The sequence below is a fragment of the Sphingobium chungbukense genome, from assembly GCF_001005725.1.
Taxonomy (GTDB): domain Bacteria; phylum Pseudomonadota; class Alphaproteobacteria; order Sphingomonadales; family Sphingomonadaceae; genus Sphingobium; species Sphingobium chungbukense.
Genome location: NZ_LBIC01000005.1, coordinates 315,860 through 331,337 on the forward strand (window position 1 = coordinate 315,860; position 15,478 = coordinate 331,337).

Annotated in this window: 12 protein-coding genes; 11 read left to right on the forward strand and 1 reads right to left on the reverse strand. The window is 62.3% G+C overall.

All coding sequences use genetic code 11. The features are described from left to right. Positions 1 to 14: 14 nt before the first annotated feature. From YP76_RS12485 to YP76_RS12495, 3 genes are all read left to right on the forward strand, one after another. Positions 15 to 869: a sterol desaturase family protein gene (locus YP76_RS12485; protein WP_046763909.1), complete on the forward strand. Its 855-nt coding sequence runs from the start codon at positions 15 to 17 to the stop codon at positions 867 to 869. A gap of 170 nt (positions 870 to 1,039) precedes the next feature. Then, positions 1,040 to 2,314 carry a hypothetical protein gene (locus YP76_RS12490; protein ID WP_046763910.1) on the forward strand — a complete coding sequence of 425 codons (1,275 nt, stop codon included), beginning with the start codon at positions 1,040 to 1,042 and terminating at the stop codon, positions 2,312 to 2,314. A gap of 599 nt (positions 2,315 to 2,913) precedes the next feature. Beyond that, a complete protein-coding gene (locus tag YP76_RS12495; protein WP_046763911.1) occupies positions 2,914 to 5,439 on the forward strand; it encodes a TonB-dependent receptor in 2,526 nt (841 codons plus the stop codon). Positions 5,440 to 5,515: 76 nt separating this feature from the next. Here YP76_RS12495 and YP76_RS12500 read toward each other — a convergent pair whose 3' ends face one another. Next, positions 5,516 to 6,544, reverse strand: a complete 1,029-nt coding sequence (locus tag YP76_RS12500) for a GlxA family transcriptional regulator (protein WP_052757402.1) — start codon at positions 6,542 to 6,544, stop codon at positions 5,516 to 5,518. Between the two features lie 219 nt (positions 6,545 to 6,763). Between YP76_RS12500 and YP76_RS12505 the strand changes: the two genes are divergently transcribed. From YP76_RS12505 to YP76_RS12540, 8 genes are all read left to right on the forward strand, one after another. Continuing rightward, complete coding sequence (locus YP76_RS12505) at positions 6,764 to 7,621, forward strand: SDR family NAD(P)-dependent oxidoreductase (protein WP_046763912.1); 858 nt, start codon at positions 6,764 to 6,766, stop codon at positions 7,619 to 7,621. Next, the gene (locus YP76_RS12510; protein ID WP_046763913.1) at positions 7,618 to 8,049 is read left to right on the forward strand and encodes a carboxymuconolactone decarboxylase family protein; all 432 of its coding nucleotides are present in this window, start codon (positions 7,618 to 7,620) and stop codon (positions 8,047 to 8,049) included. The genes YP76_RS12505 and YP76_RS12510 overlap by 4 nt, the downstream gene beginning before the upstream one ends. Before the next feature lie 77 nt (positions 8,050 to 8,126). Then, entirely contained in the window at positions 8,127 to 10,451 is a 2,325-nt protein-coding gene (locus YP76_RS12515; protein WP_046763914.1) for a TonB-dependent receptor, read from the forward strand. A gap of 88 nt (positions 10,452 to 10,539) precedes the next feature. Next, positions 10,540 to 11,544 (forward strand): phytanoyl-CoA dioxygenase family protein, encoded by a 1,005-nt coding sequence (locus tag YP76_RS12520; protein WP_052757403.1) that lies wholly within the window; start codon positions 10,540 to 10,542, stop codon positions 11,542 to 11,544. A gap of 154 nt (positions 11,545 to 11,698) precedes the next feature. Then, on the forward strand, positions 11,699 to 12,697 hold the full coding sequence (locus tag YP76_RS12525; protein ID WP_046763915.1) for an NAD(P)H-dependent flavin oxidoreductase: 999 nt from the start codon (positions 11,699 to 11,701) through the stop codon (positions 12,695 to 12,697). Then, a complete protein-coding gene (locus tag YP76_RS12530; protein ID WP_046763916.1) occupies positions 12,688 to 13,593 on the forward strand; it encodes an SMP-30/gluconolactonase/LRE family protein in 906 nt (301 codons plus the stop codon). Before YP76_RS12525 ends, YP76_RS12530 begins: the two co-directional genes overlap by 10 nt. A gap of 41 nt (positions 13,594 to 13,634) precedes the next feature. Beyond that, on the forward strand, positions 13,635 to 14,246 hold the full coding sequence (locus YP76_RS12535) for a TetR/AcrR family transcriptional regulator (protein ID WP_046763917.1): 612 nt from the start codon (positions 13,635 to 13,637) through the stop codon (positions 14,244 to 14,246). Beyond that, positions 14,243 to 15,370: a helix-turn-helix transcriptional regulator gene (locus tag YP76_RS12540; protein ID WP_046763918.1), complete on the forward strand. Its 1,128-nt coding sequence runs from the start codon at positions 14,243 to 14,245 to the stop codon at positions 15,368 to 15,370. Before YP76_RS12535 ends, YP76_RS12540 begins: the two co-directional genes overlap by 4 nt. Positions 15,371 to 15,478 lie beyond the last annotated feature (108 nt).

Sequence of the window (15,478 nt, forward strand, 5' to 3'; positions counted from 1 at the left end):
AGAGGAGAGGAACAATGTCCTATTATGGTCCGGTGCTCGCCGTCACGGCGGTCATCCTGCTGACGGAAATCCTGATGGGCCGACATCGCGGTATTTATCGCCGCGACGACATATTGGTGATCGGCTTGTGTGCCCTGCTCAATCCATTGGTCACGCGTGCATTGGCGGGATTGCTGATCGCGGGCGCGGCGGCGCTGCTGCTGCCGCAGGGGAAGGGCGCGCTGGCCCATCTTCCGCTATTGCCCTCCTATATCGGGCTGTTCCTGCTGGTGGAGTTCGCCTTCTACTGGGGGCATAGATGGGCGCATGAAGGGCAGCGCCGTCCGGCGCTGCGCTGGCTCTGGAAGATACACCGGACCCATCATGCGGGCCGGTACATGAACGTGCTGGTGACACAGCGCATCAATCTCTTCTGGTCCTTCGTCGTGCCGACCGCCTGGATCACCGGCTTCGCCGTCTATCTGGGGCAGGGGATGGCGGCCGGGCTGGTGGTGCTCACCATCTTCTGCTGGAACCTCATCACCCACAGTCATTTCCGCTGGGACGACGCCATCAGGCGCCACCCGCGCCTGGGGCGCGCCTTTCGCGGGATCGAACATCTGCTGATCAGCCCCGGCATGCATCATAGCCATCATGGTTATGGCAAGGATGGAGCCTCCTATCGCAACTATGCCGTGACTTTCGCCTTTCTCGACTGGATGTTCGGGACGCTGCACATTCCGGAGGGGCGCCCCTGGCGCTACGGCGTGCCGGGCGCGCAGCCGCATTGGGCGGAGGAGATATTCTATCCGCTGGTGCGCATCCCCGCCTCGGTACAGGAGGGCGGGAAAGCGCATCCGGCCGATGCGGAGGAGAAGGCGGTGGCATAGAAGCCGACCTGTTTTGGGAGTCACAAAGTCGGCAAGCTTGACGAAACTAATTTACTGAGTGCATCATATCTCCTGTAAATAGCCGAATATCATAGATATTCAGAACGATCGTTCTAAGATTGATAGGTCTGGAGCAGATGACGCCCCGGCCTGCATGGGAGAAGGATGCGATGCCACTCGAAACCGGCGATTATTTCCTGTCGGCCACCAATCCGGTCGCGAATGTCGATCAGCGCGATCTCGAAAGGTTGGCAATGCGGCTGTTCGAGCGGCCGGATGTCAAGGCTGCGCGCGCCCGCGCCGAAATCATGTGGCGGCGGGTGGCCGACAGACTCATGCCCGCCGATCAGATGGCGCTGTTCGATGATCATGTGTCCGACTATTGCTTCAAATGCACGCTCGTCGCGGCCAACACGGATGCCAATCATCCGCGTGTCCTGCGGGTATATAGCGAGGGCACCCGATGGTTCGGACACAAGGTCCCCGGCGCCAAATGGGGGGGAGACAATCCCAACAACGCCTATCGCATCATTCCTGTCGCGGCAGGTGGGCGCTATGAAGTGACGGGGCAGCGGCAGGTCGAGCCGTCGACTTACGTGACGTTCCAATTGGTCGGTAACAGCACCACCTCGGCAACGCTGGCCTCGCTTGAACAACTCGACATGGAAATAGGGGGCGATGGCCGCTATACGCTGACGCTGGACGACATGCCGTCGGAGGGGCGGCGGAACCATCTTCAGATACCGCAAGGGACGCTCTATCTCTTCATCCGCGATTCCATGGGCGACTGGGGACGACAGCAGCCCGACGCGCTGCGCGTACGCCGGCTGGATCCGCCGTCGCGCACGCCGCTGACGGACGATGAACTGGCCGCCACCGCCATTCGCAACATCCTGTCCGACGTCTTCTACGCCTATTATGCCCAACGCCTCTTCTTCAACGGCCCGCAAATGATGACCACGCCGGAAGGGGCCGGATCGGTGGGTGGACTGGTTACCCAGCAGGGCAGTCTGGGTCATTTCACGCTGCGGGAGGACGAGGCGGTGATCATCACCGCCAACGCGGCGGGCGCGACCTATCGCGATATCGTGTTGCACGACCTGTGGCTGCGCAGCCTGCCCAATCGCGACAACCAGATCAGCCTGACCAATGCGCAGATGGCGCCGGACGCGGATGGCCGCTTCACCTATGTCCTGTCCATAGCGGACCCCGGCGTGCATAACTGGCTCGATCCATGCGGCCTGCATGATGTGTTGATCCTGCATCGCTGGCAGGGATTCCCTGACCCGGATGCGGGGCCGCCGACGATCGAAAGCCGCAAGGTGGCGTTCGCGGAACTAGGGGGTGCTTTGCCGCCCGGTATTGCAAGGATAACGCCTGAACAGCGTCGCGCGCAGATCGCACGCCGCCAGGCCGAATATGATCGCCGCTTCGCGGTGGATTGAACAGTCAATTCCCGGCGTCCGCGTGCCAGCCTCCCCAGCGCAGATTCAGCCCGGCATCTCTGCCGGGGAGGCGGCCTGCTGACAGAACGCATCCTCTCGTCGCGTCTCTCACCGCTCGCAATGACCGGCATGACCCGCGATCGGAAAATCCGCATCACCGACGATGACAGATGCGGCGGGAAAGATCACAGATACGATCAATGCCCGCACCCTTGCATGCAATATGCGTGAAGATTAGCTTGATATTGGATCTGGTGCAGGAGTGCCAGACCGCGGACCGGGGGCTTAAGCCACCGACATCGAGACCGGCGAGAACGGCAGATGTCATGCCCGAAGCGGAGGGGACGATGCGACTTGCACGACGCCTGGCCATTTGCACAGATGTGTTCCGCATGGAAGGCTGCCGGCGTCCTACGCGGACATTTTATGCATCCGTGCAAGGCTTCGTCCGTCTTCAGCCGTCAGCCTTTCCCATGAACCATCTATTCGCTCATGGGGACGGCAGGTTTGCTTCGTTCACGCATAAAATAAAATCATAGGGAGAGAGATTAGTGAAAAAGCGGATATTTTTCGCCAGCGTGGCTCTATCGGCCTTATCCATGCCGTCCTTGGCCTGCGCGCAGGACGATGCTGGGCGACCGGCGGCGGGGGACGCGGATATCGTCGTCACGGCTACCCGGCGCGAACAACGGCTTCAGGAAGTGCCGCTCGCCGTCACGGCACTGAGCGGCGATACGCTGCGTAGCCGCGGCATCGAAAATCTGAACGATCTCGGCCCGGGCAAGATCGCCGGCCTGACATCCTACCCGCTCAACGGCACGGAAACGGGGGTGGCGCTCCAGATGCGCGGCTACGGCACGTCGGATGCATCGCAGGGTACGCAGGATAATGCGGTCGCCTTCTATATCGATGGGATCAACATTCCACGCGCCCAGGGCGGGGCGCTCGACCTGATCACGCCCGAACGCATCGAGGTGCTGCGCGGGCCGCAGGGCCAATTGTTCGGCCGCAACGCCGAAGCGGGCGTGGTGCAGGTCGTGTCACGCCGCCCAAGCGGCGTGCTGGGAGGGGATTTCCGCGCCGGCATTGGCAATTTCGATGCCTATGAACTCAAGGGGCGCCTTGATCTTCCTGAAATCGCTGGATTCAAAATACAGCTTTCGGGTATGTACCGCAAGCGAGGCGGCTATTTCCAGAATGTGAAAAGCGCTCTTCTTGAAAATATAACTCCCGTTTCCAGTCCATATTCGTCATTTCATTGGAAGACCGGGGATTATGACAAGGATTTTCGTCAGCTGAAGACTTATGGGGGCCGTATCGCGGTCGAAAGGGATTTCGGCGATCTCAATATCTTCTATGCCTATGACGATGTCTGGGCAAAGGACGACCAGGCCTTTCCTCAAATCCTTGTGTCGCCCAATACCGGCACGATCGAAAACCCCAATGGTGGTATCACTGTGCCACCGACCGGTCCTGCCACGATATTCACCACCGACGGGGGGCGATATCAGCAATTACCGCTCGATCTGGACAAATATCCCGACCGCGCGCCCTTCGCCATTCCGTCGCTTTATTTCATCACCAAGAATCACGGGCATGTGCTGAACCTGACCTATGGTGCCAGCGACGCCCTCACGCTGAAGTCCATCACCGGATTGCGGCGATCCATCAATTATGGTGGCGCCGTCACGTCGCTCGGGACTTCGCCTGTCCAGGCCTGGGCGAGCAATTATCTGGATTCGAAGGTCTTCAGTCAGGAACTGCAGGCGATCTACACGACCTCCAGCTTCAACATCACGGTCGGCGGCATCTATTTCTATGAAGATGTGCGCGACGAACGCGACTCCGGCTTTTCCACCAATTGTCCGGCAGGCATAGCGGGGGCACCCTGCACGCCCGGCGGCGGCCCCAGCCGCGCGCCATATTATAGTCCGTTCGCGCCTAATGGCGGCTTCATCCGGCAATTTTCGAAGACGAATGCCTATGCGGCCTATGGTCAGGCGAGCTGGACGCCGCCCGTGCTGGATGAGCGGCTGGAACTGACCGCCGGGCTTCGCTACAGTGACGATACGAAAACCGCCCGGCGCGACATCTTCAACGGGGTGATCCTGCCAGTCCAGCTCCGCAATGAGGCGAAGGAAAAGCGAGTGGACCCCGCCTTTACGGCCAAGGTCAAGTTGACGGAGGATTTGAACACCTATGTCCGCTATGCCTCCGGCTTCCGGGATGGCGGGGCCAACGTCCGTTCGCAGGTCTTCACCGCTTATGATACAGAAGTCCTGAAGTCTTGGGAAATCGGTATCAAGTCGCAATGGTTCGACCGGCGCGTCACCTTCAACGTCGCAGCGTTCAAATATAAGGTGGATGACCAGCAACAATCGATCCAGACCAGCCCGGCAACGAACCCCAGCATTTCGGATACGTTCAACGTCTCCGTTCCCTACAAGGCCAAGGGTCTGGAAGTGGAACTGAGCGCCCGGATCGTGCCGGGATTGAGCATCGCGGGCAATTATACCTATGTCGACAGCAACAAGCGGCTGATCGGTATCGATCCACGGACGCTGACCACCTTCAAGCCGAACGGGACAAGCATCCTGTCGTCCGGTCCATGCGCGGCAGCTCCGGCAGGCAATTGCGCCGGCGCCCTGCTCGTATCCCCAGCGGATATAGCGGCCCATCCCGGTGCATCTTTCCTCCAACTGCTGGGTGTGGGTGCGGCCAAGCATGCAGGTTCGGTCTCCGTGGACTTCAGCCAGCCGCTTGATCCCGGCGTCTTCAACATCCATTTCGACTGGACGCGCAGCTCGAAAATGACCTGCTGCGCGCCCTACAAGCTGTTGACGGTGGTCAATGCCGCCGGCACCGCGGCCTCGCCATCGCCGCGCTACAATCCGGGAGTGTTCACCAATCGCATCAACATGCGCACGGGCATTTCCGAGATTCCGCTCGGCAACGGGGTCAAGGGGGAACTGGCCTTCTGGGTCAAGAACCTGCTCAACCATGTCGATCTGGGCCAGCTATTCCCGGCCGGCAATGCGCTCAGCGCGGCACAGCCCTATCCGCAGGCGGCGACATATTTGCAGCCGCCGCGGACGATGGGTGGCGAGTTCCGCGTCCAGTTCTGAAGGTCGGAGGGGAACGGCAAGGATTGTCGTTCCCCAAATCCGTCTGCGTACAAGGCCTGCGCGCGTCGGCAGCCGGTCAACATAATATCAGCGGCATTCCGAGATCGGACGGGTTCGCCGGGCCGGGTGAGGAAGAATGCGGATCGTCACCGTTCCGGACGAGGGCGCGATAGTGGCTCGCGCTCATGCCGGTATGTTGGCGGAAGGCCTGCTGGAAGGATTTGAGGTCATTATAGCCGATCAGCGTCGCGATCTGCGAAACAGGCCGGCTGGTATCGCGTAGCTGGGATTGAGCGCTATGCATGCGGATCAGCCGCAGATAGTCCCGGGGCGTCATGTCGAGTTGCGCGCGGAACCGCCGGATAAGGGTCTGCGGGCTGACCGCAAGATGCTCCGCCAGTGCGGCGATGTGCAGCCCACGCGATGCTCGTTCGGAGAGCCACATCTGCGCAGTGGCCACCAGCGGGTCGTCCGACAGTCCGGGGCGGTCCAGTTCCATGCCCATGGCATCCGCGAGCGTCCCGGCCATGGTCGGTGACAACAGCCTTCCGATCAGGCGGGTGAGCAGGCTCATTTCGTGCGTCATGCCGCGCGCCATCATGATGCGATCGACTTCGGCGATGGGGTCCGTGGTGTTGACACGGATATGCGGATAGCGCCTGCGGAATTCGGCGGCTGCGCCTCTCGCCACCGGCACGGGGCCGTTTCCCAGCAGTCCGGCCTCAGCCAGCAATTCTATGCCCCGTCCCGTCGCGGATAGATGTGCGCCGCCCGCATATTGACTGCGGAGCCAGTCGATCACGGAATGGAGTTTGGCAATATAGTCCGGCGTCGTTTCCTCCGGACAATAGAAGTCGGGCACATGGATATAGATATGGGGTGTTGCCGCCAGCCCATCTTCCACTTGCAGCTTCCACCCGCCAAGGACTTGAATCGGCCTTGGACTTGGTCCCAACAATTTGGCGCGCGTGTGCATGCCGATATCGTCTCTTGTGCGGAACTGATGGGCCACGCGCAGGCGCATCTGGCCGAATAGATCCAGGAACAAGCCGATGCTGGCGAGACATGCGCCGTCAAATCCGATCACTGCAACATCGCGGGCCATAAGGGATGATAATTTACCCCCGTCACGATGTCAAAATCACACCTGACGCCAGGGCGAGGAGAGTCGCATGATGCATGGACAGAAAAGAGGCCGCACAGGTGGCCATAGGGAGAGTTTAGCATGATCGGGCAAACGACCGGGCGCGCAACAGGCGCGCCGGAGACGGCATTTTCATGTCTTTCGCAGGATGATCGGCCGGGCCGGGGTCGGGCCTGATTCATGCCGCAACCCACTATATTCTACCCTCGTCTCAAGGGGCGTTCGGCCATCGTCACGGGCGCGGGCACGCAGGGCGACGGCGTCGGCACCGGCCGCGCCATCGCGATGCTGCTGGCGGGCGAGGGCGCGCATGTCGCGCTGGTCGACCGTGACGGGGACAGCGCTGAGGAAACGCGCCGCCGCATCGTCGCCGCCGGCGGGCAGGCCTTCACGCTGGCTGGCGATGTCACCGCCAACGCCGATTGCCGCCATTTCGTCGAGCAGGCGGTCGAGCGCACCGGACGGCTGGACATATTGGTCAACAATGTCGGCATTTCCGATCCCGTGGCGTTGGACGCGGCGGACGAGAGCGGCTGGACGCGCGTCATCGACGTGAACGTCAAAAGCGCCATGCTGATGATCCGCCATGCCGTGCCGGCGATGAAGGCGGCGGGCGGGGGATCGATCGTCAACATCTCCTCGATCGCGGGAATGCGCGCGCACGGCTCCATAGCCTATGGCCCGTCAAAGGCGGCGATGGCGCAGCTCGCGGCCGAAATCGCGGTCCTTCATGGCCGCGACGGCATTCGTGTCAACACGGTCGCGCCGGGCCATATCATGACGCCGCATGCCATGCATGTGCTGCCCGAAGGCCTGCGCACCTTGCGCCGCGCCATCGGGCCGTTGGGCATAGAGGGCGACGCCTGGGACATCGCCCGCGCGGTCGCCTTCCTGGCCAGCGACGATGCACGCTTCATCACCGGGGTTTTGCTACCAGTGGACGGTGGCGTGACCCAGATCGGCCCCATTCCCGCGCACTTCCTGGCCGAAGCGGAACTGGCGGCGGTCGAGCAAGGAATGGAAGGACAAAAGCAATGAGCAGATTGGATGAAAAACAGGAATCGGGCGTCGCCTTCATCACCGGCGTGATGGGCGAACGCTTTGGCGGCGCCTTCAACGAAGCGGCGACATCGAGCCGGTTCGGGTCCGACATCACCCGCATGGCGGCAGGCTGGGCCTTTCACGACGCATGGCGGCATGACGGCATCAGCCGCAAGGAAAAGAGCATTGCCGTCATTTCCGCGCTGATCGCGTCGCGCCAGTCGCTGGAGCTGAAAAACCATGTGAAGATCGGTCTGGCCAACGGCCTGGCGGTGGAGGAGCTGGAGGGGTTGCTGGTGCAACTGACGCCCTATGTCGGTTTCCCCTGCATCGCCTCTGCCCAGACCGCGGTGATCACGGCCATGCGCGAAGCCCATGTATCGCCCGAGGATCTGCCGACGTCGGAGGAACGCGGTTTGCTGTGACGAGGCAGCGATCCGGCGGCGCGCCGGGCCAAGATTTTACAACAAAAGCGAACGTCAATGTTTCAGGGGAGGTTGTCATGAAAATTTCGAGTTTCTGGATGTCGTCCTGCGCGTGCCTGCTTTCGGCGGTTCCGGCGCTTGCATCGGCGCAGGGGGCGCCCGAACAGGAGCCCCAGCATGCGCAGGCCGCCTTCGGCAGCGATGACATCGTCGTGACGGCACGGCGCCGCGAAGAACGGTTGCAGGACGTACCGCTTTCGGTCAGCGCCGTGTCGGGCGCCACGTTGCAGCGTGCCAATATCTCGAACGTGGCGGGCCTCAGCCGCGTGGTGCCCAGCCTTGTGTCGGTTCCCGGCCAGGGCGGCAGCCGGTCGCTGCCCAATTTCGCGATCCGTGGTCTCAGCCAGCAGGAACTCACCCTGCTCGCGGACCAATCCGTTTCCACCTATATGGGCGACATCGTGCTGGCCCGTACGCAGGGGGTCAACGGAGCGTTGTTCGACATCGGGTCGGTGGAAGTGCTTCGCGGGCCGCAGGGCACGCTGTTCGGCCGCAACACGACCGGCGGCGCGATCATCATCCGTCCCAACCGGCCGACCGACGATTTCGAAGGCCGTGTCGGCGTCACTTATGGCAATCTGGACACCTTCATCATGGAAGGCATGCTGAACGTACCGCTGTCGCCCAACATCCTGGTACGTGTCGCCGGTCAGCGTCAGCGCGACGACGGCTTCGTCTATGACGAGATATTGGGACGCAATGTCAACGACACCGCGCAGGAGGGCGTGCGCGCCTCCGTCCTGATGAAGAATGACAGCGGCGTGGAATCGCTGACCGTCTATAATTATTTCCACGAAGACGATGGCGGCACAGCGAGCTTCATCTACAAGGTTCGCCCCACCGGATCGCTGAACGGCGCCGCCGTACGCGCGGCACGCGGCTATCGTCCGCTTGAGCAACTGCTGGCCGAGCAGCAGGCGCGTGGTCCCTATCGCATCGCCAATGGCTCGAATATCTTCACCAAGGTGGAGACGCACGATATCGCCAATACCACGACGATTCCGGTCAACGACATGCTGACCGTCAAGAACATCGTCGGCTACCGTCACATCAAGGACAATATCTTCGATGATATGGACGGGACCATGAACAGCCTGCATCCGCAACAGCGGATAGACTGGACAGCGCAGTTTTCGGAAGAGCTGCAATTGCTGGGCGAAACAGAGAATTTCAACTGGATCACCGGCCTCTATTATTTCTGGGAAAGAGGCCGCAACCAGGGTCTTTCCACGGTTGGCAGCGTCGATCCGGGGCTGATCGAACCTGAAGATATTTTCGGCTATCCCACCGCCGCCTTCAGCAATACCGATGTGGCCGGCCGCAACCGCAGCTACGCCGTGTTCGCGCAAGGAACCTATCGCTTCAACGACAGCCTCAGCCTGACGGCCGGCGTTCGCTACAACCGCGACAAGCGCGAGGCGACGATCCGCAACCGGACGGCCACCGCATGCCGTTTCACCCGCGACCTCGACAATAATCCCGCGACGCCGGAGACCGCGGTGCCGCTTTCGCAGTGCGAACTGAACGTCGGCGACAGCTTCTCCGAGGTCACCTACAATCTCAGCCTGGAATATAAGATCGCGCAGGACAAGCTGATCTACCTTGCGCACCGGCATGGTTATCGCACCGGCGGCTTTGGCGCGCGTGCCTCGACCGAGGCCGGTCTGCGCCGGACCTTCAGGCCGGAAACGGTGGACGATGTCGAATTGGGCGTGAAGGCCGACTGGCGCATGGGGGACATGTTCCTGCGCACCAATCTGGCCGCCTATTACGCCAAATATAACGATATCCAGCGGCTCCTGACCGATCCTCTGGCCGTGCCTCCGACGACTGTCACGACCAATGCGGGCAAGGCGCGTATCTGGGGTATCGAGGCGGATATATTGTTCCGTCCGGTGTCGATGCTGGAACTGTCGGCCAACTATGCCTATACCAATGCGAAGTTCACCAAGTTCATCTATCCCGACGGCAGCGATCACAGCAACGATCCCTTCGCCCGTGCCCCGCGCAATGTCTACACGCTTGGCGCACGGCTGATCGCGCCGCTGGACAGTTCTCAGGGTGATGCATCGGTCGGCATCAGCTATTATCATACCGATGATTATGTCGGGAACGATACGGTTGTGCCCGGATATACGGATGCCAAGGGTTATAATCTGGTGAATCTGGACGCGAGCTGGAACCGGGTCATGGGATCGGGCTTCGACCTGGCGCTTTATGTCAATAATCTCACCAAGAAGAAGTATGATTTCCTGCTCATCAACCTCGACAGCCTGGGTTACACCAGCCACACGCCCGGCTTGCCCAGAACTTATGGCGTGACGCTGCGCTATCATTTCTGAAAAAGAGGTGGCTGCCCCGCGTCCTTCCCGTTTCGCGGGACGGACGCGGAGCGGCCTGGCTCCACTGACGTCCAGGGGAAGACCGGACATGGCCGACATGATGACTTCCAACTCTCCGGATACGCCGCCGATGCGGGAATTGAGGACCGCCAATCATCTGCTGGGCGATCGTGCGGCACTGGATGCGGCATGGGAGCGCGATGGCTACTGGTTCTTCCGCGACGTGCTGGACAAGGAAGCCGTCGGTCGGCTGCGGGGGGTCTATCTGGATGTGTTGCGCGACCTGAATGTGATCGATCCGGGGCGGGACGATGCCGCCGTGTATAATGGCGCGCCCCTCGACAATTTCCCGATCCGCAACGACGGCACGCCGGCCACCGATCCGCTGCTGGCGCGCTATCCGCGGGATCAGTTCGTCGCGGAGCCCGCGATCCGTGCCTTTTTCGAGCAACTGTTCGGTGAAGAGGTCTTCTGGGTTCCCAATACCGAATATCACGCGCTACCGCCGGGGACGGGTCGGCCGAATTCGCGTTTCAACTTCGTCCATTGCGACGGTCCCAACAACAAGGGGCTGCCGCTGAAAATCTGCTGGATGCCGCTCGCGCCGATCGATGAGGAGACCGGCGGTTTGGCCGTGGCGGAAGGGCTGCACCGCCCCCGGATGGATGATTTCCCCCGGCCGCCGCAGGGCATAGGCGACGATGTGATCCCGGCCGAGGCATGGTACCGCGCCCTCTACCAGCCCGGCGACCTGCTGGTATTCAGCCTGGAAACGCCCCATAGCGGGCTCGCCAACCGGTCGGACCGCTATTTCCGTCTGTCGATGGATATTCGGGGCATGCCGAAGTCGGGCAATATCCCGACCGTCGGCACCGTTGCCGCGCTTGATGCCTGCGCCATCACCGTGGAAACGAAAGAAGGGGAGCAGCGCACCTTCCGAATCGACGAGGACAGTTTCTGCCGGATCACGCGCGGACGGCTTACCGGCATGCCACTGGCGCTGGAGGAAATTCCGCAAATGGTGAAGATCGGCGACCCCGTCTATGTCGCATCCGACCATGGCACCGCCATGTTCATTCGTCCGCAGCACTGAAGCGGCAGTCAAGACACGGTTTGCGACAATGCCGCAAATATCGTCCGGCGTACGGACTTGTGATGCATCGCTGCGGTTCGCGTGAAAGCCATTGCCGGAATGGAAGCGATCTCCTCTACCTGACAGGATGATGGGGTAGGGCAGGACGACAGCCATGCGAGAAGCGATATTCCAGACCCGGATCACGGATTTGCTGGGCATCCGCCATCCTATTCTCTGCGGGGGCATGGGGCCGCGCGTATCGGACGCACGCTATGTCGCGGCCGTCGTCAATGCCGGGGGCATGGGCTTCATCGTCGCGGCGGGGCATGAGTCCCGGGATGCCTTTGTCGATCAGCTCCGCCTCTGCCGGAAACTCACCGGCGGGAAACCCTTCGGTGTCAATTTCTACGTGTCGCGTCGTCCCGGATCGGTGGAGGCGTTGCTCGCGCTCATCCCGTTGCTTGCAGAGCATGGCGTGAACTGCGTCGAAACCGCCGGCGCCAATCCCGAGGATTTGATCCAGCCGCTACGCGACGCGGGTATCCGGATCATCCACAAGGCGCCGGGTGTCCGCTATGCCCTGACGGCGCAGCGCATGGGCGTGGATGCCGTGATCGTCGTCGGCTATGAATGCGGCGGTCATCCGGGTACGAAGCTGATCGGCAGCATGGTGCAGGCGGCGCATGCACCGCAGGCGATCGACATACCTGTCGTCATTGCGGGCGGCATCGGCACGGGCCGGCAATTGTCCGCGGCGCTCGCCATGGGCGCGGATGCCATATTGATGGGCACCCGTATGCTGGTTGCCGAGGAACTGTGGATCCATCCCGATCATAAGGCCCGGCTCGCCGCCGCCGACGGGACGGAAAGCGTGATCATAAAGACGCTTCTGCGCGATCATCACCGGGTGCTCGACAATCCCGGCGCGCGTGCCGTGCTGGCATTGGAGGCGGAAGGCATTACCGAATATGAGGCCTATAGCGACCTTATTTCCGGCGCTCACACCTATGCGGGTTATCGGAGCGGGAATATCGAGAAGGGCACTTATGATTGGGGGCAGTCAGCGATATTCGCAGGCGAGACAATGCCCGTCGCGGCGATTTTCGATGAGCTGCTGGACGATGCCGTGGCGGCGACGGACCGGATGCGGGAGCTGTGCGCATGGATGTAGTGGCTAACGGCCTTCTGATCCCGGAGGGGCCTGTGGCGCTGTCCGACGGATCGGCTCTGGTGGTCGAAGTGGGCGCCGGACGCCTCAGCCGTGTATGGCCAGACGGCAGGATCGGGCTGGTCGCCGATCTGGGCGGCGGTCCCAACGGGGCGGCGATCGGCCCCGACGGCGCTGTCTATGTGTGCAACAATGGCGGCGGTTTCGACTGTGCGCTCCGCGACGGTCACTTATCCATCGCCTATGCGCCTGACCGGCACGTCGGCGGTTCGATCCAGCGCGTCGATCTGGCAAGCGGCGTGGCGACCAGCCTCTACACCCAGGCCGATGGCCAGCCGCTGCTGGCACCAAACGATATCGTCTTCGACGTGGCGGGAGGATTCTGGTTCACGGACCACGGCACGAGCACAAAGGAGGGCAAGACCTATGGAGGCCTCTATTATGCCCTTCCGAACGGTAGCGCCATCCACCAGGTCCGGTCGGGCCTGCTCTCGCCCAATGGCATCGGCCTGTCCCCCGACGGTCGCTGGCTCTATTGGGCCGATACGCTGAGCAGCCGGCTCTGGCGTGCGGAAATCGTCGGCCCCGGCCGGCTGCGCGATTATGGCGGTTCGCCGGGGGATGTCGTCGCGACGGGCGCTGGACATATCATGTTCGACAGCCTCGCGGTGGAGGCAGATGGCCGGATCTGCATCGGTTCCATCGTGCGTGGCGGGATCACCATCGTCGATCCGCTGACCGGCGCATGCGATCATATGCCGATCGACGACGCGATGGTCACGAATATCGCATTTGGCGGCGAGGATGGCCGGGACGTCTGGATCACGGCGGCGGGGACAGGCCGGTTGCTGCGGGGCCGGTGGCCCCGGCCGGGCCTGCCGCTGACCTTCGCGGCATGAGCCACTCGACAAATTTTCGTCCCTGGTCTAGCGCGGATGCCATGACAGCCGACGATCATGCGATGGACCGGCCCGTCGAGCCCCTGCAATTGGAAGTCCGTGACGCACGCTCGCGCATCCTCGATGCCGCGGCGCATCTGTTCCGACGGGAAGGTTTCTCCGGTACGTCGATGGACGCCATTGCGGCGTTGGCGCGCATGTCGAAACGCACGCTATATGCCAGCTTTCCCGACAAGCGGGCCGTGCTGGAAGCGGTGCTTCAGCAGTTCATCGCCCGCCGCTTCTTCCTGATCGAGCGTGTCAGCCGCGACGCGGTGAGCGATGAGGCGTTACTGACGCGGATGGTGGGTGCCCTCCACGCCATGGCCACGGACGAGGATGCGCTTGCCATGTATCGGCTGCTCGTGGCACAGGCGACGAACCTGCCGGCCCTTGCATCGGATGCGAACCGCAACGGGTTGATGCAGGTCCAGGCCATGCTGCGCCAGCCGCTTCGCAACTGCGGTGTGCGTGATCCGGATATGGCTGCCCGCCTCCTTTACGATCTCGCCGTTCTCGCACCGATGCACCGCTTGCTGGTCGGTATGGAGGATATGCCCATGGACACCGTCGCTATCGTCCACATGGTTCTTCAGGGAATGAAAGGAATGTGACGCAGGATCGCGCTCCGATGGACAGGCGGGAACGGCTGGCGCTGACGCTTGGTGCGGCGGTGGCCGATCGTCAGCCCTGGACGCGATTCCTGCGCCTATGTTGCGATCTCGTCGGATTGTCTTACGCGAACCTTATTTTCCGCCGGGGGCCGAGCCGGTCCGTGGACGCCGAATTTTCCGCTGGCGGCACCGTCACTCCCGCGATGAAACAGCGTTATCGCAGTCAGTTCGCGATGGTCGATCCGGTCCATTATTTCGCGATGGAGCCGGGCCGCGTCTATCGCCTGCCCGAATTGCTGCGTACGGGGCGGGCGAGCGACCATCCCTATTATCAGGACTTTCTCGCGCCGGCGGGGATCGGCCATATGCTGAGCGCCCGCATCGTCGATGAGGAGGGGGAGACGGCCTGGCTGAGCTGGTGCCGCGACGCGGGGCAGGCGGATTTTCAGGATGAGGGCGTCGCCCTGTTCCGGTCCCTTCTGCCGCATGTCGCCGTGGCGCTTCGCAGCTTCGTGCTGATCGACCGGCAGCGGGTGCAGGCCGCAATCGCGCGGCATGTTTCCACGCGGTTCGACATGGCGGCTGTCGCCCTGACCGCAAGCGGCAAGATAGTGGGCGTCGGCCCACTCGCTGCTTCGCTGCTGACGCGGAACGGCGGCGTCACCATCAGCCAGGACGGCTATTTGCGGGTAGGCGATGCCGCCGGACAGCGTCGCCTGTCCGATGCGATCGCCCTGGTCCTGGCAAGCGGTCACAGCCGCGCGCTGCTCGTCGATTTGGCCGGGGAACGTATCGAGATGCTGCTGGTGCCTTTCGGCGCGCAGGAGGGATATGGCGCCGCCCGGCCCGACCTTGTGCTTTATCTGCGTCGAGAGCGGGAGGCGAGCGGGGCGGGGAGCGACGTGCGGCAAAGTCTGGGCGCGATGTTCGGCCTGACCCCGGTCGAAGCGGACATCGCGCTCGGCCTCGCCGCCGGTCGGACGATGACCGCGGTGGCCGGGGATCTCCATCTTTCCGAACATACGGTGCGCAGCTATTCCAAGGCCATCTATGCCAAGCTGGGCGTGAAACGGCAGGTCGATCTGGTCCGTATGCTGCTGCTCAGCGTCGCACAGCTTGCCTGACGCGCCCGTGGCAGGGCCGCCACATAGGTGCAGCGGAGGAAAACCCACAAATGGGGGGTGCGGGGCGTCATATCGCGCAGCAAGGTCATGGATGCGCAGACACAGGAG

Excerpts from the sequence above, each read along its gene's own strand:
- YP76_RS12485 (WP_046763909.1), top strand. The coding sequence starts at position 15 with ATGTCCTATTATGGTCCGGTGCTCGCCGTCACGGCGGTCATCCTGCTG.
- YP76_RS12490 (WP_046763910.1), top strand. The coding sequence starts at position 1,040 with ATGCCACTCGAAACCGGCGATTATTTCCTGTCGGCCACCAATCCGGTC.
- YP76_RS12495 (WP_046763911.1), top strand. The coding sequence starts at position 2,914 with ATGCCGTCCTTGGCCTGCGCGCAGGACGATGCTGGGCGACCGGCGGCG.
- YP76_RS12500 (WP_052757402.1), bottom strand. The coding sequence starts at position 6,544 with ATGGCCCGCGATGTTGCAGTGATCGGATTTGACGGCGCATGTCTCGCC.
- YP76_RS12505 (WP_046763912.1), top strand. The coding sequence starts at position 6,764 with ATGCCGCAACCCACTATATTCTACCCTCGTCTCAAGGGGCGTTCGGCC.
- YP76_RS12510 (WP_046763913.1), top strand. The coding sequence starts at position 7,618 with ATGAGCAGATTGGATGAAAAACAGGAATCGGGCGTCGCCTTCATCACC.
- YP76_RS12515 (WP_046763914.1), top strand. The coding sequence starts at position 8,127 with ATGAAAATTTCGAGTTTCTGGATGTCGTCCTGCGCGTGCCTGCTTTCG.
- YP76_RS12520 (WP_052757403.1), top strand. The coding sequence starts at position 10,540 with ATGGCCGACATGATGACTTCCAACTCTCCGGATACGCCGCCGATGCGG.
- YP76_RS12525 (WP_046763915.1), top strand. The coding sequence starts at position 11,699 with ATGCGAGAAGCGATATTCCAGACCCGGATCACGGATTTGCTGGGCATC.
- YP76_RS12530 (WP_046763916.1), top strand. The coding sequence starts at position 12,688 with ATGGATGTAGTGGCTAACGGCCTTCTGATCCCGGAGGGGCCTGTGGCG.
- YP76_RS12535 (WP_046763917.1), top strand. The coding sequence starts at position 13,635 with ATGACAGCCGACGATCATGCGATGGACCGGCCCGTCGAGCCCCTGCAA.